Genomic DNA, 21,265 nt, shown 5'->3' on the forward strand with positions numbered 1-21,265 from the left:
CTCGTTTATTTATATTCAAATTTCACCTGGCTATTCAGTTTGCTACTGATTACATTGTCTACTATATAGCGTGCACCGCTTTCATTGCGGGTAACAATAATTGCTACACGCACATTCGCCATATTTGTAACAGAGAGCTTCTTCAAATCAAACTCATAAGAGAAACCCAAGGTTTCACCAGACTTACATTCTTCTTTTCCACCCAGGTTCACACCCGTAATCGGGCTGGTCGAAGAGATGCATCGCAAAACGTTGCTATGATAGGTAAAGTCATAGGTTCCTTCCAATGAGGGATATTTATTCAATTGTCCGGTTGCATGAATATCATCTTCAAGCACCCACGCACAGATGCGGTATTTTCCAGCCTTTCCTACCTTTACAGCAGCGGTCACTTTGATAGAGCCGGAAGCTTCGGTACCTGATACAGCAGCACAGATACCTGTATTAGCACCGCTCTGCAACAGAGTTTGGGCAGCAGATTGAACATGTTTAGCTACACTGCTGGGAGAGTCCGCACTGGTGAGCCCCAATATCTCACTACTTGAACGCATGTTAAACAATAAAGCAGGTATACCGGTAGTGTTGAAGCCCATGCCTTTGGCTACGGCGGTACTGTAATCCGAAATCATGTCATCACCCGACATGATTGCATGAGCAGCCACCAATACGGTGCTCTTGCTTTCTTCCAGCTTGGCATATTCCGTAAGACCGGCAATCATAAGAGGACAGTATACACATCCCAGACTTGTACCCTGCACTGCCAGCACACGTTGCTTGAATCCGTCAAATTTATCAGGCTGAGGATCTTCGGGTAAACCTTGCATTCCGGAAGTCACTGTTACTGTAATTGCAGGAGACATTTCACCATTATAGCTAGCGAAGAAAGCGTATTCACCCGATTTCTTTGAGGAGAAAGAAGTGGAAGACATCAGATCATAGCTTGCACCATTCTTCTGATAAATTTTAGCTTCGGAAGTAACATCTTTCTTACCTTTCATAACTGTAAATACAGCCTGATCCGTACCATTATTCTCTATATACGCAGCAGAAGAGATCAATACCAGTTCGCCACCTTCAGGCACCTCGTCTTCACCTGAATTGCCAGAACAAGAAGCAAATACAAGTAAGAAAGAACACAATAATAAATTCCAATATTTTTTCATAAGTCTTTTTTTAGAATGAAGTAGTTAATGTAAGATTAGCTCCAGTGTAAGCAGGTGTATAACGACATACACCGCCCGAACAGACATATCCGGCACGATTCCGTCCGTAACTCAACTGTAAGCGCGTATTCTTCCGGGTATAGCTCACGGAACCATTATAATAGTGTACCTTCGTATCACCCATATTATACATATCGCTCACGGAAAAGCTCCAACGGGGAGCCAGATTAAATTCAACCAGCCCTGCAATCCAGTCTTTTTCATAATCCTTTGAATAAAGATACTGTACTTCGGCACGCAGTGACTTCTTCCGGTCAAACTTATACAAACCGTCTAATACGAATATGTTCGATACATAGGTTTTGTCATCCATTCCATGAGTAGGGCTCCATTCCTGAACAGATACCAGGAAAGTTGTCTTCAGTTGTTTGTTCCACTGACGTTCTACATCGGCATTAATATCCCGCCACAACAAACGTGACTCTACCGTAGTGGCTTTATCTGAATAAAACATAGAACCGTTGGCATGGAAATTCCAGTATTTACTACGATCTTCTTTGCTACGTAAAGAGTAGTAAACATCTACTTGTCCACCTTTCTCACCTTCACCATTGCTTTGATAAGGATTCAGGTTAGCAAGCATGTAAGTATACTGGCGCGTCAGGGCAGGTAGATAATTCAGAATATTTCCTACCCCACTACCATCCAGCGAGAGTTTCGTGCTCATATATTTCAGTTCGCGATAAGTACCTAAAACTGAGAAACCATTATTACTGTAGCCCAGCTCAGCCAACAGGCCATGACCTTTGGCAGTAGCACCTAACAGTGCAGAAGAGACATCTTTGCCCTTATCAACATATTCCACACGACCATTAAAACCATTCCAGTCAAAATTGGCACGTGCCGAATACATATCCAAATTAGGCTTCATCAGTTCCGCCAACTCATCGGATACCTTTTCATTACGATTCACATAGCTACTTTCCAGATTGAGCATGATTCCCTGCCAACCGATAAGGTTAGCAACAGAAAAACTAAGATCAGCACCACGTACCCATGAATCTGTATAATCCGTATACAGACGAGGTCGTCCATACAATCCTTTCAGCGTGAGGATATTTTCGTAAGAATAAGATCCGAAAACTCCTTCGATAGAGTTGTTGATGCCCAACGTACGATCCTCAAAACTACGGAATATCATACCCGAACCAAACTGCTCGAAGATATCTCCCACACGGAAACCAAAGTTATCATCCTGCCAGCTTACATACTTTACACCCAGAAATGCTTTCTTGTCACCATAGTTCCCTATGTCATATCCTTGCAAAGCTGGGAAAAAGCCTTCCAGCTGAACTCCGGCAGTGAACTTTCCTCGGATATAGTCAAGTTTCAGATAATTATTGCTTCCAAAATGATCATCCGGATAGACACTACTCTCATCTCCGAGCTTACTATCTTTTACATAATATATGCTGTTCGATTCTAACCCTCCTGTCAAGTGTCCTTTATCCTGGGCACACAGATTGGGCATCGCAGTACCTGCCAACAGCAATAAGAATAAAATGTGTTTCATTTTTTAGTGATTGCTTTAAGTTGCTCCAACAATTCATATTCACTACCTGGAGTATAACCGGTATGTGCATAAACCACCTTTCCGGTACCATCAACAACAAATGTCTGTGGTGTCAGCATAACGTTCATCGCACGTTTCAAATCTTGATTTTTGTCGAATAGGCAGATGAAATCCCAGTCAAAACCTTTAGCCATAGAACGGGCACGCGCTGTAAAGCGACTATCATCAATAGATACAGCAATAACATTGAAATCGACTTCTTTTCGCCATTCTTCCAGCAATTCATTCAATGTGTTCAACTCCGTCATACAAGGCTTACAAGTAACACCCCAGAAAGAAACAATAGCTGGTTTTCCACCAAGTATTTCTTTGGTACTTATTACCTCACCTTTTTCATTTTCTACTTTTACATCCGGCCATGCCTCCTGTGCAGAAACTGTCACTGTAAAAAGAAGAAAGAGAGTTATATAGAATAATTTATTCATAACTAAAATATTAAAAGAACTTCTACAGGAGATCTCTCCCATAGAAGTTCCTTATTGTTATACTAATTATTTCTTCAAATTCTTTTTCATACGATCCATAGAGAATACCTCTCTTTGAACCGGAGTTTTAACAACATAACCGAAAGGAGTACGAGTTCTGCGGAAATGGTTACCACTACGAGCACTGACCTTAGGTTTAACTGTAGAAATACTACGACTTGTAGCTTTTTGTACAGCATCACTGGTGGCACGTGTCAGGACAATACCAGTTGCATTAACCGGGAAACTCCAAGAGGGACTACCGGCAGTATATTCAACAGCAAAACCCGGTGCATAAGTAACACCTTCTTGCTCTACCGGTTTAATGGTAATCGTGTTCATGTCTTCAGATATTTCAACCGGGAAGTCTGCTATATAATAATTATTGCTGGCTTCAGGATTATATGCATACATCTGCAAAGTTATAGCCCAGTCTGCCACAGGATCTATATAGCGAGCATAGTTATAGCCATCCTCTGCATAGCGAGTCGATATCACTGTTACCATATCTTTTCCAGCTTCATCTTTACTAATATTCAAGAATAACTTCGGTCCATAATCACGGAACAGCTCATCTGTATTATAAGAGGAATATTCAGTTGACTGGAATAAATCCCATGGTGTAGCCAAAGGAGCAAAAGAATTATTATAGTTGAATCCAGTGGCAACGAGGCAATTCATATTCCTGTATTTCTGAGTATAATATTCGTTTCTTTCCTTATATTCCTCAAAATAACTAAGTACGACTTCGTTTGCCTTAGCTTCTGTGTATTGCTTCTTTTCTACATAATAGTTAACTAAAGCAGCCCTAACATCCTCAGGTAATGTAGATATTTTCTCAGGACCAGCAGCAATTGTAACAGGCATTGTTACAGGTTTACTACCTTCATTAGCACTGGTCATAGTGGCCATCCAATTACCTTGTAGTTTATTGAACAACTCACTGTTCACAGGTTCTTCTGCAGGAAGAGGAGCTGATGTTGTTTTGTAATCCGGTCCATCATAGAATAGTTTTGTTTTCTCATCCGCATTATAAGATTCCAAAATCAACCAACTTTCAATATCATCTATTGAAGAGAAGTATAAGTCATACCCAGCATTGCTATTAACTTTACTCAGGACCTCTACATCATTGATACCCTGTCCATAACTATTCACCATACTTGCAATATTATCTTCCAAAGTAGTCCCCTCCAACTGGTTCAACATGGGATACCATTCCTTAGTATAATTAAGAATATATTTAAACCCAGCACAGTCTGCATTAGGTGCTTTCACGTTGAAACCTACTTGATAAGGGTTATTTAAAACTAACGGAGTTACTTTCAATTCCACAGCTGGTTTATCAGAAACAATAGCTTTAATACCTGCCGTTTTTTGGAATGTTTGTACTGTTCCATCTTCAGTACATACCCCTACAATATACAAACTATATTCCACTCCTTGCTCCAATTCGAATGTTCCTTGTTGTACACCGTCAACAGCAGCACCTCTATTTAAAACAAATGCCTGCCAACCATCTTCTCCGCCTAAAAAAGGAAGATATTCTTCTCTCACCTTATCACCAATCATCATTACGACATATTGCAAAAGATCATCAGTCGGAGTAAAGGTGATTACAGCATTCTTTTCTGTTACACGATCAATATTCACCATTACACTACCAGTGCCTTGCTTCGGTTCTTGAGTAAAGAATACAGTTTTTGCATAATGACCGGTAAAACTAACAAATTCACTTGTCGGCGATTCCTCTGTATATTTTTTCACATTCGGCAATTTAGCACCCAGGTCTCCCCAGTCATCACCGCCACCTTCTGCAAACTGGCTATAATCATCTGTAGAACCATCTTCAGCACATTGGCTGACAAAAAGCACATAGCCAGTTCCCGGATGTACAGCATACGTAAATTCATCAGCATATTCGATATAATCTTTCTCATTCAAAGCACCAGCATGAGTGAAAACACCATTCTGTATCGTGATATTCCGAGGACCTTTATAGCGAGGGTTTGCCATCCCCATTCCAGCTATAATATAATCAACATCGTTACGTCCCTGCTGATCTTTATAGCTCTCATATAGCTCTACATCTATAAAACTTACAAGATAATACTCATCAGCAGGTACTTCTACATGAAATGTTACAGAAAACATATCAGATTTTATGATCGTTACCCTTTGCGAGTATTTCGGTGTATTAACCACTTGCGAGTGTATTTTATACTCATTGCCTACCTTAAATACAAAAAACACAGTATAAGTCTTATTACCTTCCAGACCTGCTACAATCGTTTCGTCTGTATCTCCCGTTACAGTTACCACTTCACCATTTTCCTGTGCCTCAGCATAAACAACGACGGGGTCCGGTTCAGCAGCATTAGCTCCTTCTACAGCTTTATACACATAAGACTCTGCCCCTTTCGTTTTTAGCTTAAAAGTCACTGAAGTTGCAAAGACAGCATCCGAGGCCGGTGCCTCTACTTCCAAAACAGTGCCATCCCCATTAGGATCTGGTTCGTCATTATCATCCGAACAACTCCACAATCCTCCAGCCAGAGCAAATGTGCTCAGCAAGAATAGACATCGATACAATTTTCTCATAAATCAAACAAATTAAATTAATAAATACACGAATCAGTAATCCAAAAATATTCTCCCAATTCGTTAAATAAAAAAACCTCTCTTATGTAATCAATAACCTTTATAATATTCTGTAAGCTTACCCTTTTGGATATGATAAATACGACATAAAAAGCGGCTAAATAACATCGCCTCTTTTCATGTATTTACAATTTGTCCAAAAAGTCATTAGCAATGCACATCTGATGCTTGTGCATAACAAACATTTGCAGACAAATAAATTCTACATTCTAAAACTAATAGTCCGTGATTTGATTCTTTAAATAGAAAAGTAAAAAGAGTATTCCCACCTCTCTTGGGCATTCTCAAAAGGGAGGAACAGGTGATAGCATGAAATTATCATTAAAAGTAGCGTCATTATAGAGGATAGATACTTGGATAGTATCCCTCAAACCTAAATTATTGCAAAAGCAACATGTAAAAAGTTCAATGCAACAACTTACTAATGAAAGCGTCTTTTTTGCATTTGTCATATTCGTCATTTTATTATGTGAATAAGCCGTTAATATGTCCTCCCTCAATTACCCTCGTCAGACTTCTATACCCTATTTCTATTTATCATCATTCTTGTAAATAGAAACTATTTCAATCTTAAAAATGGCAAGTTCAAGAAGAACATTTAATTACATACTGTATGTGTTTATTTTGAGTCTGTTAGAGCTATATTTTACTTAAGTAAAAAAAAGCAGTAGAAATGGAGGAGATCAATATGCTTTATAAAGTATTATTTCATCAGGTAATTGTATCTCATACATTTCAGAACAAGGTTAAATTCTAATATTAGAATAAGGAAAGTAGAAAAACAGAAGAATTAAAAGAGAAATACAAAATGAGAGTAAATTACCCCTTGTACATGTTACATTATAAGTAACCATCTCTGTTTTATAATATTGCAATATACAAGATGGCATCCCAATTAGTTTTTATAAATATTAAATTTATTGCGTTAAAAAGAGCTTGATTGTATCATTTTTACAAAAAAAACACATATCTTTGTAACTATAAAGTAAGTGAGGCTCAAAAGAGCTTATATCAGCATTGAAAATCAACAGATTGAACTATTTTCTTTACATATCAATATACACAGATATATTTATATATAAAAAAGAGAATTGTATTTTACTAAGTTCTTCTTGTACTTGGTATGTTCATTTTTCGGTTTAAAAGTCTTATTATATTAAGTATAGAAGCATCTTTAAGATAATATCGAGAACTTAGGCCCTTTCCCAAAAATATAGTTTCTACTTTTGTAATACCAATACGAGAAGGTATTCTAAAAAGATAAAGAGCAAAGCTGCATAAAAGAAAACTTCACTCTTTATCCTGAAAGGAAATAACTAAATTAGCTATTCAAAAGTTAGTTTGAAGAAGATCAGAGAGCAATTAGAATATACTTGCGTAGTTCTTCAAATGTAAGATCATGGGTTGGGAGTAATTTTACAAAACTTCTAATGGCATAAGTATCTAAGAGATAATCATTATGTAAAGAATATCCTACTTTCTGTACTGGGTCTAGAAGATAGACTGCTCCGTCTGCACTCTTATAACAAAAGCTACGCTCCATGAGTGGAGCATCATAATTAAACTTTTTAATAGATTCAATGAAACTTTTCCCTATCCTTTTATTTACTTTTATCGTCAAACCATAGATACGGCTATATCTTTCTGATTCTTTCTCAATCCAGAAATCAATATTAGGTACCGACACATGGTCTAAGGTGATAAATTCATGATTTCTTGTATACAAATAGACATTACAATTCGTAGTTGTTGAGGAGCTAGCAGATAAAATTCTTTCAAATATTATTTGCGGCTCTTTTAATAAATGCTGCATTGCATCCCCTTTCATACATAACCCTAACCTGTTCTTTACATTCTTCTCCATAATAAATGCGGATATAGGTACCAATCCCCCATCAGCTATATCCACAATGCTATGTGTAGCTGTATCTGCTAATGAAGCCATCCATTGCGACAAGTTAAGATTCACATCCTCCAATTTTTGAGGAACAGTAAATATAGGATATGCCGGCGAACCTCCGACAGTTTCAATAGCCATAGATATTTCCGTTACTCCACTTTCTGTACTCGACCCTGACCCTGAAGAGTTTTTACCAAAACTCAAATCGGCAGAAGCTCCTACATTTTTTAAGCTGAAACTAGCGTTTATTTCATTATCCAGTGCCTTTTCTTTAACTGTAGCAGTGGCTTCCTGTTTGTAAATACCCGAATAAAAAGCAGTAGCTCTTCCACCAGTCACAAATCCGGTAAGAACAAAAGCACCATAATTTTTGTAGAACTCCTCTATTGGCGTATTATACAATTCATCCTTAAAAGTTGCAGTTAGATAGTCTTTCATAATTATCTCACTGATATTACTGCTGTATTGCATTTCATAGAAGTTTTGATCTATCGCAATATTCAATTCTCCAAATATATTTTGGGTATTATCAGTTATTGTCGAACCAAAGATCTCCGTCATTTTCCTTTTATGACCAATCTTAAATAAACCAACATTTATAGAAAATCCGCTATTCACCTTCTTTACAACTTGTGACTTTTCCTGGTATCTATCAAAAGAAGCAAAAGAAAATGCATTCACAACACTATGCCCTATCCTGTGCACATTAAAATAGTCCTTATGGGCTGCTTCCAGTTTCTTAATATCAACCACCGCAAACCTTAAGTTCTCTTCATCAGCATAAGGATATGCTGTAGCTCTGAATGAACGCCCCAAATAATCATCAAAGGTCACTTTCGTTGCTCTTGTAGTTAGATCAGGAGTAACATATTGCTTCTGAAACAGAATGAGAGGGGAATTAGGATCACGTTCTTTCAACACCTTTACATCTCCATCGAAAGAAAGGACGTCCTCTTCTTTGGTACATGCACTCAATGCTATCGCAAAAAGTGCGAAAAATAGTAGTTTTACTTTCATAATACCTCGATTTAAGTTTAACAATATGTGAATTTCAAAAAAATAAGCAGGCTATCATCAAGAATATAACTACATTTCTAACATAGAGTAATAGCAGCTCCGAGGCTAAATTGTATAATTATCACAAATATATGCATTCTATTGATAAGATCAAAGAAATAATAACTATTTAAATCTCACAACTTCAATTTATTTGAGACGTAGCACAATAAAAAAGAGGAAGCTCATTGTAAGCCTCCTCTTCTACTATTAGTTTGCGGTTCAATTATTCTCCACCGCCACCGCCTTCGCCGCCACCACTTTTCACATCATCATTACTGATGGTACGTGCAGCTTTCTTCACGCTGGCTTTCAATTCACCGATGCGATAGCTAACGCTTACACCAAAGCGCTGACGAGTATACCGATTCCAGCTATCCTGGGTAAATCCTACACCTTCTATACTTGAAGTAGGACTTGTGTATTTCTTAAAGAAGTTGCTGGCAAATGCTGACAATGTCAAACGCTTATTCAGGAATGACTTGTTCACACTCAACCCATAATCAAAGAAGCTGCTACCCTTTCCTTGCAGCATGATCCAAGGTGTCTGTCCATAGACATTCAAGCTGATACGCCAATCATGGGGCAAAGATTGCTGGGCACCACCATAGGCAAACAGATTCCAACCGTCATTCTTCAGTCCATTGGCACCTTCCATATAAGTATAGTTTCCGTAAAGGTTAGCATAAATACGAGTATTGGAAGTAGCATTCCAGTTTACATAACCACTCAGACTGGCATTTCTGCTCTTACCGATGTTCTGGTAAGTAGAGTAAAGCACCTCTTTACCAGTAGGGTTCTGCAAACCGGCAATTTCCGTGTCCTTCACCTGTTCGGTAACCTGTTCAATACTATTGTTAGTAAAGCTATAACGTGCTGAAAGATTGATGTTGAACTTCTGAGTAAAGTTACTGTAACTCAGATTGAACGAATGACTTTTTTCACTGTCAAGATGAGAGTTACCCTGACTGATATTGGTAGGATTGCTATCATTCAGATAAGGATTCAGATACCAGATACCCGGACGGTAAATACGCATATTATAGCCGAAACGCAGGTTAGACATATCCGTCAGCTTATAGCCGATACTTGCAGAAGGTACCACATCATCAAAATTTTTGTTGAAGTTATCACCTTTGCCCAACAAGTATTTCACTTCCTGCTTGGTATGTTCATAGCGCACACCCAATCTTCCGGAGATCTTCTTCACCCTCAGCCCATAACCCATATATGCAGCCAGAATGTCGTTCTGATGTTTGTAATGTGAGCTATGCTCTTCATCCAGTACATAGTCTCCCGTAGTTCCTATTTGACGTTCATAACGGTCGTCTTCCGAAGAGTTGTCACGAAGAATATATTTAGCTCCGGCTTCCAGTGTATGTATCTTGCCGATGGGTGTTGTATAGTCAGCCTGGAAAGTATGTTCCGTAGTATTCTGAGAACCATCGTTATTCAGGTCATACAGACGCTTCAGGAAGTCTTCCCAATCAGTAGCGGCATGCATGTCATTATAAGTGGAGTATGAATCCGAGGTCTGCGGACTGGTATTGATCTTATAAGATAAGGTAAACATACGGTCTTTCACATGGAACATACGTTGATAGTCAACGCCACCGTCGATAGAATACCATGAGCTCTTACTTCTGCCGTCTGACACATAGCGATATAACTCATTACTTGTGCCGGGTGCAGTAGCCAGAGTATTGTTGATGCTGGTACTATTGTTTCCACCACCCCAGAGTCCGAATGACATAGAAACCAGACGCAAGGTATCAATTTCATAACTGGCTTCCATGCTACCTGACTGGAAATTACCATGTCCCTTGCTGCTACCGTCGTAGTCCAGGTCTGAAGAGCCTTCAGTAACATCACCTACCGTACGGCGATTTCCACCGGAATAACTACGTGGACGGTCATTATAATTATAATTGTAGCGTGCACTCACCGTCAGTTTACCACTCTTCACAGTACCGAACAAACCGCCTCCGGCTCCCATGTTACTAACATTTCCACTGAATGTAGCTGTATAACCTTCCAATCCGCTACCTACAGTAACGATATTCAGGATACCACCCACACCTTCGGCATCATACTTAGGACCAGGGTTCGTAATTACCTCAATATGCTTAATAGAGTTGGCAGGCATACTTTTCAGTACTTCTGTCGGATTGTTACTCATCATATTGTTAGGTTTACCATTCACATATACCTTAAAGCTACTACTACCGTTCACCTTGATGTTGTCCTCACCATCTACCGTAACCAAGGGTACTTTACGAAGCATCTCCAATACAGAATTGGATTTTGAGTCAGGGTCATCCTGCACATTATATTCTATTTTATCGATATCGGCTTTCACCAGTGGTTTTTGGGCTACCACTTCTACTTGTCCCAATTCATTGGAAGCATCCGTAATGTACAATGTTCCGAAATCAACAAGTTTCTCTCCGGCTTTCACTGTGAAATCTTTCACAATCGTATTTCTACCAATGGAAGAAATCGTCATCACAAAATTACCTGTTCCAGGCACTTTCTCCTGAAACTTACCTTTCATGTCCGTAACCAGCATTTTCAAAGCATTCGCAGGAGCTTCTTTTTTTACGATTTTGATTGTGGCGTAAGGTTCCCCTTCCTGTGTCAGCGAGTCAAGCAAGACTCCCTTTATCTGGAACGTAGGCGCCGCATTCTGTGCCGCTACCAATGAAGATACCACCAACATAATGAGCAGCAAAGAGCATTTAATTTTCATTTCTGTTTTAGTTTGTTTGATGAATATTAGTTGACTGTTTTGTATTAGACGTATAATGTAGTCATTTTGTCACATGAATGCGGCAAAAATAGGCCCTTTTTCTCTATCTACGAGAATTTCGGAGTTAAAAAAGCACAAAGGGGAAGGAATAACTCGTGCTTTTATCTGTTTAATGCTAACCTTCCCTATTTCCTAATTTACCTTGTACCCAGCAACCAACGCCCCTAATTTATCTTTCATAAAAGATAAAAAAATATTTTGAAGCACTTTTGTCTTCTATAAAAGATAAAAACATTATCTTTGTTCAAACATTCAATTTATGAAACTAATCAATCGCCCTCAATATACAGATAAAATCAGACCTTCCATAGGCAAAGGTTTGATAATCGTACTTACCGGACAACGCAGAGTTGGGAAAAGTTGTATTCTGCAACAGCTTATCCAGGAAACAGGCTCTAAGCAGCAAAACAATATTATATATATCAATAAAGAAAAAGCAGAATTCGATTTCATTAAAAGCCATAAGGAATTAACCCTATATGTAAATGAACATTTAAACCACACAAAGGAGAACTATCTGTTTATTGACGAGATTCAAGAGATTATTGAATTTGAAAAAACACTCAGAAGCCTACAAGCAGATGATGAGTGTAACATAATCGTGACAGGTAGCAATGCCAAAATGCTTTCAAGTGAGTTGTCTACAGTATTATCAGGAAGATATATTGAATTTCATATTCAGAGTTTGAACTACAAAGAATTCCTGGAGTTCCATCAATTGGAAGACATTGACTCCTCTTTAATGAAATATTTGACTTACGGAGGATTGCCACAGTTATATCGCATTGGCCTAGAGAATCAGGATTTAGCTCAAGACTATCTCCACAATATTTATAACACCATAATATTGAAAGATGTCATCGCCAGAGAGCAAATCCGTAATGTGCCTTTCTTGGAAAACTTAATATCTTTTATCAGTGATAGCACAGGAAAGATAATTTCGGCATCAAGTATTAGTAAATACATGAAAACACAACAGATAGAAGTTACTACCACTGTTATATTAAACTATCTGGCCTACTTTTGCAATGCTTTTATCATCAATAAGGTTCCCAGATATGATATTCACGGCAAACGCCTTTTGGAATCCAGTGAAAAATATTATTTTGAGGATTTAGGACTTAGAAATGACTTAACCGGCTCCAACCGAATCGGGGACATTGAGAAGTTAATAGAAAACGCTATTTATCTGCACCTTAAAAGCCAAGGCTTTGCAGTATTTGTAGGACAGTTCCGACAAATGGAAATTGATTTTGTAGCTAAAAAAAATGAACAGACCATATATGTACAAGCCACATATCTTCTTGCATCGGAAAATACCATAGAACGAGAATTCGGTAATCTTCAACTTATCAAAGATAACTACCCTAAATATGTCATTTCATTAGATCCATTCCATAAAGTGAATGACCGGGAAGGTATTACACAACTTCATTTAAGGGAATTCCTGAAAAGGGATTTCTGACAGCAAAGAAGAACTATACTAAATAGAAGAAAAAAAGCAAACAGACATTGATTGCAATCACACCACCAAACCCGCGCAGCACCCACCGGCGTAACGGGCTCTTCCCACCGGCAAAAAACAGCGCATAACACATATTTATGGCAATATTACTCACAATAGCCTGCATACAGCAAGCCGTCACCACCATAACAGCAACTCCCGAACCTTGCAATAAATTCAAAATAAACGGAGTAATATCACTCAGCCCGGCAATAAACGATAGCACATTCAATCCACCAGTACCCGTATAAAGTAAAGTGTAATGTGTCACAATAGTGAATACCACAAACAGAACGGCAAAAATAAGTGCAACCTTAAATTCCAAGGGGTTACTAGTATCTTCTTCTTCAGCCTCTTCATCTGTTACCGGAACTTGTTTACGCTTCCGATGCAGATACCAAGCTACTCCAGCTGTAACTAAAGACATAATAAGCAAATATGGATAGATAGCGGCAAGAATTTCCTTACTGAATATACCTATTAATATAAGGAAACGGAGAAACATCATACTTACAGCCAGCAACATGGCTGCTGCATATTCCGGTGCTTCCTGCGCAGGCGCCTTGCGGCTCTTACGTGCCAGCACGGAAATGGTTGCCGTGCTACTATATAAACCACCGATGATACCGGATACCAGAATACCGGATTCATGAAAAACATACCGCCTCAGCAAGTAAGACAAATAAGAGATGCCGGATACCACCACCGTAGCCAACCAGACGGTATAAGGAGTGAGATTTATATCCGGTATCAGATTTTCGTTGGGTAACATGGGTAAGATAATACCACTGATAGCAAGGAACTTGGCAAGAGTAATCATTTCGTCATTCTTCATACGCTGCGCAAGTTCTGTAAAAGTATGCTTCAATTCTGTAAAAAGCAATACTGTCACCACCACCATCACATAAAACCAGGAGGGCTGCGTGTCTACAATAGGAGCAATGCAATAAGTAATCAGTGCAATAATAATGGTAGTAACTCCGAATACATGGAACTGAGATTGCTTGACGTAATAATTCAGCCCGAGCAACAGACCTAATATCGCTCCTCCACCCATAAACAAGCGATATTCCACCGGATCGAGAATATAAAGCAAATACCCCAGAATACCTATAAAAGTGAACGTACGGTCCGTACCGAACAAGGTCGTTTCACCTTCACGCTTCAAACTGATTTTCCGCTGTGAAAGACCTATCAATAAAGAGAATAAGGTTACCAATACAAAAGTGACCAGTTCTCTCGGCAGATATTCATAAAGTTTCTCCATTCCTTGCTCTAAATATATCTGATTAGCAGCCGCTTGCAAAGAGTTAACTTCCTGTTGACAAGAACTTAACTTCTTGCGCACAAGGTATTAACTTCCTGTTGACAGGCAGTTAAACATCACCAGACCGTATAGGGATGTTTCCTCAGTTGTGAGTTGTAGTAACGAATGTCACCCGTCACCTCCTGACCTATAAAGTCCGGTTTCTCGAAAACTTCGTCTTCCGAAGCCAGTTCTACTTCAGCAACTACCAGTCCTTCGTTCTCACCGTAGAACTCATCCACCTCAAACGTATGCCGCCCGCTCCGTACCAGATAACGGGTCTTGTCTATAACTCCCGGTTCACAGAGTTTCATCAGGTCCTCCGCTTCATTCAGTGGAATTTCTTTTTCCCACTCATAACGGCTGAGGCCCGAAGCATCGGAAGCACCTTTTATCGTAAGGTATCCCTTTCCGCTACGGATACGTACCCGTACGGTTCGGCCTCTTGCGCTACTGATATAACCTTGCACAATGCGGCTTTGTTCATACGCTCTCGATTTATAATCCCCCGTCACGAGGAATTTCCGTTCTATTTCTTGTGACATTTAGTTCTTATTTCCCCAAGAAAGAGTATCCTATCAGCATTACCAGCACCAATATCAATGCAGATACACCAATAATCAACAACACTTTCTTAGCTTGTTCTTCTTCTTTACGGCTATGCATAACCTTTTTCTTATTCTTTCCCATAATGTGCTTTTAGTATTAAAGTTCAACTGATAACAAAGTAACATGAAATTCGGGAAGATTCCAAAATAAAAGAGAAAATTTATTCATATCAGCTTAATATCCGCCCCATACCTATCAAGTATGACTCACTTAAAAAAAGAATGGGTATCACCTTTCATTTATCAGGTGATACCCATTTACTGTATAACAGAGTTCTGATTTATTCTCCTTGTCCTGCAAATTCCATCAGATATGCTTTAATGAAACCGTCTATCTTGCCATCCATCACTCCATTGACATCCGAAGTCTGGAAGTTAGTACGATGGTCTTTTACACGACGGTCGTCGAATACGTAGCTTCGTATCTGAGAGCCCCATTCAATTTTCTTCTTACCGGCTTCCACCTTAGCTTGTTCAGCCATGCGGTGCTGAAGTTCTTTATCATACAGGATAGAACGCAGCTGGCGCATTGCATTTTCACGATTCTTGGGCTGGTCGCGGGTTTCCGTATTTTCAATCAGGATTTCTTCTTCCTCGCCCGTATACGGGTCTTTGAACTGATAGCGCAGACGAACACCGGACTCCACCTTGTTCACATTCTGACCACCGGCACCACTGGAACGGAAAGTATCCCAAGAAATATTGGCAACATTAATGTTCACCTCAATAGTATCATCTACCAGCGGAGTGACAAAGACCGAAGCGAAAGAAGTCATGCGCTTACCTTGCGCATTGTAAGGAGATACACGTACCAGACGATGCACACCGTTTTCTCCTTTCAGGTATCCATAAGCATAATCACCCGAAATTTCGATGGTACAAGTTTTGATACCTGCTTCATCACCTTCCTGCAAGTTGGAGATCACAGCTTTATAACCATTGGTTTCGGCGTAACGCAGATACATACGCATCAACATGCTTGCCCAGTCCTGGCTTTCCGTACCACCTGCACCGGAGTTGATTTTCAGCACACAGTCCATCTGGTCGGCTTCATCACGAAGCATATTTTTCAATTCAAGCTCATCAATAGCAGTGGAAGCCTTGGCATAAGCTTCGTCTATCTCTTCCTCCGTAACAAGTTCGTCTTTGTAGAAGTCGAAAGCCAGCTGCAACTCTTCCGATAATGTCTTTATTTCATTATAACCGGCTATCCATTGTTGCAAACCTTTCACCTTTTTCATCTGCGCTTCAGCAGTCTTCTGGTCATCCCAAAAGCCGGGAGCCTGGGTGCGCAACTGTTCTTCTTCTACCTGGATTTTCTTTCCTTCTATATCCAAATAGCGATAGAGTGCTTCGGTGCGCTCCTTTACGTCTTTCAGTTGTTCTATGGTAATCATAATCTATGAAAATAAACCTTCTAGTTAAAATATTTACTTTTTGCGTGCAAAGGTATGAAAAAAACGCATATTTTTGCAGTTATCAATCTAATAAGTCAGCTTATGAACAAACTATTCCGACAAATTGGTTTAATGCTTATCCTACTGGTAGCGATAAGTTTAGGAAGTTGTACCTCAAAGTACAGTTATGAAACAGTTCCCAACGATCCGCTGAAAGCGCGCATCTACACTCTGGACAATGGTCTGAAAGTTTACATGACCGTTAACAAGGAAACACCGCGCATACAGACGTACATTGCCGTACGTGTAGGTGGAAAGAACGACCCTGCAGAAACAACCGGGTTAGCTCATTACTTTGAGCACCTGATGTTCAAAGGTACCACAAACTTCGGCACCCAGAACTACGAGATTGAAAAGCCTTTGCTCGACCAGATCGAAGCACAGTTTGAAATCTATCGTAAGACTACCGACAGTCTTGAGCGTAAAGCTATTTATGCAAAAATAGACAGTATCTCTTACGAAGCTTCCAAGTATGCCATTCCTAACGAATACGACAAGCTGATGGCTGCCATCGGCGCCAACGGGACGAATGCCTATACCAGCTTCGACGTAACTTGCTATACAGAAGATATCCCCAGCAACCAGATTGACAACTGGGCCAAAATCCAGGCAGAACGTTTTGAAAACTGCGTAATCCGTGGTTTCCACACTGAACTGGAAACGGTTTATGAGGAAAAGAACATGTCACTGACCCGCGACCCTCGTAAGGTATATGAGGCTGTACTTTCTTCTCTCTTCCCACACCATCCTTACGGCACACAGACCGTACTTGGTACACAAGAAGACCTGAAGAATCCTTCTATCACCAATATCAAGGAATATTATAAGAAATGGTATGTGCCCAACAATATGGCCATCTGTCTTTCCGGTGATTTCGATCCCGATCAGATGATTGCAACTATTGATAAGTATTTTGGTGGCTTGAAACCGAATCCTGATCTGCCGAAACTGGATTTACCGAAGGAAACTCCAATGACAGCACCTGTTGTACGTGAAATTCTGGGTCCGGATGCTGAAAGCGTTGCTTTGGCATGGCGTTTTCCCGGAGCAGCAGACAAAGATGTAGAAACTTTGCAAGTGGTCTCCCAGATACTTTATAACGGGCAGGCAGGTTTGATAGACCTGGATCTGACACAACAGCAAAAGACCCTGAGCGCTTATTGCTATCCGATGACTATGAGCGACTACAGTGCATTCATGATGCAGGGACGCCCCAAACAAGGACAGACGTTGGACGAAGTAAAAGACCTCTTATTGGGCGAATTAAAGAAACTCCGCGAGGGTGACTTTGACGAAAAAATGCTGGAAGCCAACATCAACAACTTTAAGCTGTATCAGATGCAACAGTTGGAAAACAATGACGCACGTGCAGATATGTTCGTTGAATCATTCGTAAACGGTAGCGACTGGGCAGATGAAGTGACCGCTCTCGACCGCATGTCTAAACTGACAAAAGATGACATCGTAGCCTTTGCCAACAAATATCTGAAAGATGATAACTATGCCGTTATCTACAAGAAGCAAGGCAAAGACCCGAATGAAAAGAAGATGTCGAAACCTGAAATCACTCCTATCGTAATGAACCGCGATACAGTCAGCACCTTCCTGAAAGAAATTCAGGCAAGCGTAGTGACTCCTATTGAACCGGTATTCCTGGATTATTCCAAAGACCTCACTCAGTTGAAGGCCAAATCGGATATTCCTGTACTCTACAAACAAAATACAACGAATGACATCTTCCAGTTGATTTACCTTTTCGATATGGGTAACAACAATGACAAGGCATTGGGTACTGCTGCTCAATATCTGGAATACCTCGGCACAGCCGACATGACTCCGGAAGAAGTAAAAAGTGAATTCTACCGCCTTGCTTGTTCATTCTTCGTATCTCCGGGTGCAAAACGTACTTATGTAGTGCTCTCCGGCCTCAGCGAGAACATGCCTGCTGCTATGGCTCTCTTCGAAAAACTGATGGCAAATGCCAAAGTTAATCCGGAAGCTTACACCAATATGGCTAATGATATCCTGAAATCACGCAAGGATGCCAAGCTGAATCAGATGCAAAACTTCTCACGCCTGGTGACTTATGCCACTTATGGTCCGAAGTCTCCGTCAACCAACATATTGACCGAAGCTGAACTGACTTCTATGGATCCACAACAACTTGTAGACCGTATCAAGCAGTTGAACAGCTTCAAACACCGTATTCTTTATTATGGCCCCAATAATCAGGATGAATTACTTGCCATCATCAATAAAGAACATCAGGCTCCGGAAACATTGAACGAAATTCCGGAAGGAAATAACTTCGAACCGTTGCTCACACCGGAAACGAAGATTTTCATTGCTCCGTATGAAGCTAAGCAAATTTATATGTCGCAAGTCTCCAATAAGGGAGAGAAATTTGATCCTGCTGCAGAATCAGGCCGTCAATTGTATAACGAATACTTTGGTGGCGGTATGAACTCTATCGTATTCCAGGAAATGCGCGAAAGTCGCGGTCTCGCTTACTCGGCATGGGCCGGTATGCTGAAACCGTCTTACCTGACTGATCCTTACACTCTCCGTACGCAGATTGCTACGCAGAACGATAAGATGATAGATGCAATCAATACATTCAATGATATCATCAACAACATGCCTGAGTCAGAAGCTGCTTTCAAACTTGCTAAAGATGGTATGATTGCCCGCATGCGTACTGACCGTACTATCAAGATGGATGTCATCTGGGATTACATCAGCGCTCAATACCTGGGACAGAATGTGGATAGCCGCATCAAATTGTACAATGATGTACAGAATATGACGTTGCAGGATGTTATTGACTACCAGAACAAGTGGATCAAGGGACGTACATATACTTATTGTATTCTTGGTGACAAGAAAGAATTGGATATGGAAAGTCTGAAGAAGGTAGGTCCGGTGATTGAACTGAAACAGGAAGATATCTTCGGGTACTAAAATTTCCGATAAATAAAAGCAAAAAAGGGCTGTACGTAATGTATAGCCCTTTTTTGTTAGCAATTTTCCTTGACTTCAATCTATAAATACTCCTTATTACACAAAAAATCCCCCTTCATCGTTGTGTGATTCCGTACTTTTGTCCACGCATTCATATTTTATCACATATCAAAGAACATAAGACAACCCATGAAACGCTTATCTATTTTTATTGTGGGAATAATGGTGGCTGTGGTAGCCATGTCCCGCACATTCGACATGAAACAGTTGGGAGCAGATGCCAAAGGTATCAAGTCCTGTACAGAACTAATCAACCGAACCATTGAAAAAGCAGCTTCGGAAGGTGGCGGAACTATTTATTTTCCTGCCGGAACTTACCTGACTGCTACCATTCACATGAAAAGTAACATAACGTTGTACTTGGAATCGGGTGCCATTTTGCGTTTCTCCGACAAGTTTGAGGATTATCTACCCTTCGTCACCTTACGTTGGGAAGGCACTGTGATGAAAAGTTTATCACCACTGATTTATGCACACTCAGCAGATAACGTAACCATTTCCGGACGCGGTACACTGGATGGAAATGGATTAAAATGGTGGCTGTGGGAATTTGATACCCGGAAAGTGATAAAAGAAAACGGCGGCAAACTCCCTGCCTTGGATAAACTGCAGCAGATGTGGGTGGACGCTAATAAAGATCTGGAAATATCCGACTATTACAAACCCTCATTGGAACGCCGTATGTTCCGCCCGCCTTTTATCCAGTTCTACGAATGTACCAACATCCTTATCGAGAATGTAAAGATCATAAACTCTCCTTTCTGGACTATCAATCCGGCATTTTGTGATAACGTTACGATACACGGGGTTACTATCAATAATCCGTCAAGCGATCCCAAAGGCCCCAATACGGATGGCATCAATCCGAGTTCCTGCCGGAATGTACGCATCTCCGATTGTTTTATCAGCGTTGGGGACGATTGTATCACCATCAAATCCGGACGTGATGCTGATGGACGTAAATATGGAAAAGCCTGTGAGAACATTACAATCACCAACTGCATTATGCTTTCCGGGCATGGTGGAGTAGTCATCGGTAGTGAAATGTCAGGTGGAGTAAAAAGAGTGGCAATATCCAATTGTGTATTCGACGGGACTAATGCCGGTATCCGGTTAAAAGCATCCCGTGGTCGCGGTGGTGTAGTAGAAGATATCCGGGTAGATAATATTGTAATGAAGAATATCCAGGGAGATGCCTTTATCTTCGACTTATTTTATGACCGTTTATCAAAAGTGGAGCCTGTAAGTGAACGTACACCTATCTTCCGCAATATTCATTTGAGTAATGTCACAGGAAATGATATAAAACGAATAGGATATATAAAAGGAATTGAAGAGATGCCTGTATCAGAACTCTCTTTTTCCAATATGAATATAGTAGCCGAACAAGGATTTAAAGCGGAAACAGCAACAGATATACGATTTAACAATGTCAGCTTTACAGTGGACGAGGGACCATCATTCGACTTCAGACAATGCAATGGCATATTCCTGAATGATGTACGTTCAAAGAAGCCGATTGCCAATCAGTCGGTAGTAAATATAGAGAAGGATGTGGAGAATGTGAATATCATTCATTGCGACTCCACACAGATCATGAGAAAATAACTTCCAACAGATGATGTACAAATTACGCGGGGCTTTATGTGCCCCGCGTAATCTGATATTCAAGAAGTACTCTTT

At 40.1% G+C, this 21,265-nt stretch carries 13 protein-coding genes; 3 read left to right on the forward strand and 10 right to left on the reverse strand.

Features of this window, described 5'->3' with window-relative positions:
- Positions 1 to 5: 5 nt before the first annotated feature.
- The 6 genes from DWW10_RS01520 to DWW10_RS01545 form a co-directional block, all read right to left on the reverse strand.
- Positions 6 to 1,163 (reverse strand): Omp28-related outer membrane protein, encoded by a 1,158-nt coding sequence (locus tag DWW10_RS01520; protein ID WP_022393678.1) that lies wholly within the window; start codon positions 1,161 to 1,163, stop codon positions 6 to 8.
- Positions 1,164 to 1,173: 10 nt separating this feature from the next.
- Complete coding sequence (locus DWW10_RS01525; RefSeq protein ID WP_022393679.1) at positions 1,174 to 2,736, reverse strand: DUF6029 family protein; 1,563 nt, start codon at positions 2,734 to 2,736, stop codon at positions 1,174 to 1,176.
- Positions 2,733 to 3,221, reverse strand: a complete 489-nt coding sequence (locus DWW10_RS01530) for a TlpA family protein disulfide reductase (RefSeq protein ID WP_229096854.1) — start codon at positions 3,219 to 3,221, stop codon at positions 2,733 to 2,735. The genes DWW10_RS01525 and DWW10_RS01530 overlap by 4 nt, the downstream gene beginning before the upstream one ends.
- Before the next feature lie 66 nt (positions 3,222 to 3,287).
- On the reverse strand, positions 3,288 to 5,861 hold the full coding sequence (locus DWW10_RS01535) for a hypothetical protein (protein WP_147350449.1): 2,574 nt from the start codon (positions 5,859 to 5,861) through the stop codon (positions 3,288 to 3,290).
- Positions 5,862 to 7,272: 1,411 nt separating this feature from the next.
- Positions 7,273 to 8,838: an MAC/perforin domain-containing protein gene (locus tag DWW10_RS01540; protein ID WP_022393684.1), complete on the reverse strand. Its 1,566-nt coding sequence runs from the start codon at positions 8,836 to 8,838 to the stop codon at positions 7,273 to 7,275.
- A 265-nt stretch (positions 8,839 to 9,103) separates the two neighbouring features.
- Positions 9,104 to 11,626, reverse strand: coding sequence for a TonB-dependent receptor domain-containing protein (locus tag DWW10_RS01545; RefSeq protein WP_022393685.1), 2,523 nt, complete (start codon positions 11,624 to 11,626; stop codon positions 9,104 to 9,106).
- A gap of 319 nt (positions 11,627 to 11,945) precedes the next feature.
- Here DWW10_RS01545 and DWW10_RS01550 point away from each other — a divergent pair, with 319 nt between their 5' ends.
- Positions 11,946 to 13,151 carry an ATP-binding protein gene (locus tag DWW10_RS01550; RefSeq protein WP_022393686.1) on the forward strand — a complete coding sequence of 402 codons (1,206 nt, stop codon included), beginning with the start codon at positions 11,946 to 11,948 and terminating at the stop codon, positions 13,149 to 13,151.
- A gap of 13 nt (positions 13,152 to 13,164) precedes the next feature.
- Here the strand turns inward: DWW10_RS01550 and DWW10_RS01555 are convergent, their stop codons facing one another.
- The 4 genes from DWW10_RS01555 to prfB form a co-directional block, all read right to left on the reverse strand.
- Positions 13,165 to 14,457, reverse strand: a complete 1,293-nt coding sequence (locus DWW10_RS01555) for an MgtC/SapB family protein (RefSeq protein WP_118420696.1) — start codon at positions 14,455 to 14,457, stop codon at positions 13,165 to 13,167.
- 116 nt (positions 14,458 to 14,573) lie between these two features.
- Positions 14,574 to 15,041, reverse strand: coding sequence for a CYTH domain-containing protein (locus tag DWW10_RS01560; protein ID WP_022393688.1), 468 nt, complete (start codon positions 15,039 to 15,041; stop codon positions 14,574 to 14,576).
- A 7-nt stretch (positions 15,042 to 15,048) separates the two neighbouring features.
- The gene (locus tag DWW10_RS25945) at positions 15,049 to 15,186 is read right to left on the reverse strand and encodes a hypothetical protein (RefSeq protein WP_007660676.1); all 138 of its coding nucleotides are present in this window, start codon (positions 15,184 to 15,186) and stop codon (positions 15,049 to 15,051) included.
- A gap of 199 nt (positions 15,187 to 15,385) precedes the next feature.
- Positions 15,386 to 16,501: a peptide chain release factor 2 gene (gene prfB / locus DWW10_RS01565; RefSeq protein ID WP_022393689.1), complete on the reverse strand. Its 1,116-nt coding sequence runs from the start codon at positions 16,499 to 16,501 to the stop codon at positions 15,386 to 15,388.
- A 102-nt stretch (positions 16,502 to 16,603) separates the two neighbouring features.
- Here prfB and DWW10_RS01570 point away from each other — a divergent pair, with 102 nt between their 5' ends.
- Positions 16,604 to 19,522: a M16 family metallopeptidase gene (locus DWW10_RS01570; protein ID WP_022393690.1), complete on the forward strand. Its 2,919-nt coding sequence runs from the start codon at positions 16,604 to 16,606 to the stop codon at positions 19,520 to 19,522.
- Positions 19,523 to 19,711: 189 nt separating this feature from the next.
- Positions 19,712 to 21,190 (forward strand): glycoside hydrolase family 28 protein, encoded by a 1,479-nt coding sequence (locus tag DWW10_RS01575; protein WP_022393691.1) that lies wholly within the window; start codon positions 19,712 to 19,714, stop codon positions 21,188 to 21,190.
- Positions 21,191 to 21,265: the final 75 nt, after the last annotated feature.

It is taken from the genome of Bacteroides intestinalis (assembly GCF_003464595.1).
Lineage (GTDB): Bacteria > Bacteroidota > Bacteroidia > Bacteroidales > Bacteroidaceae > Bacteroides > Bacteroides intestinalis_A.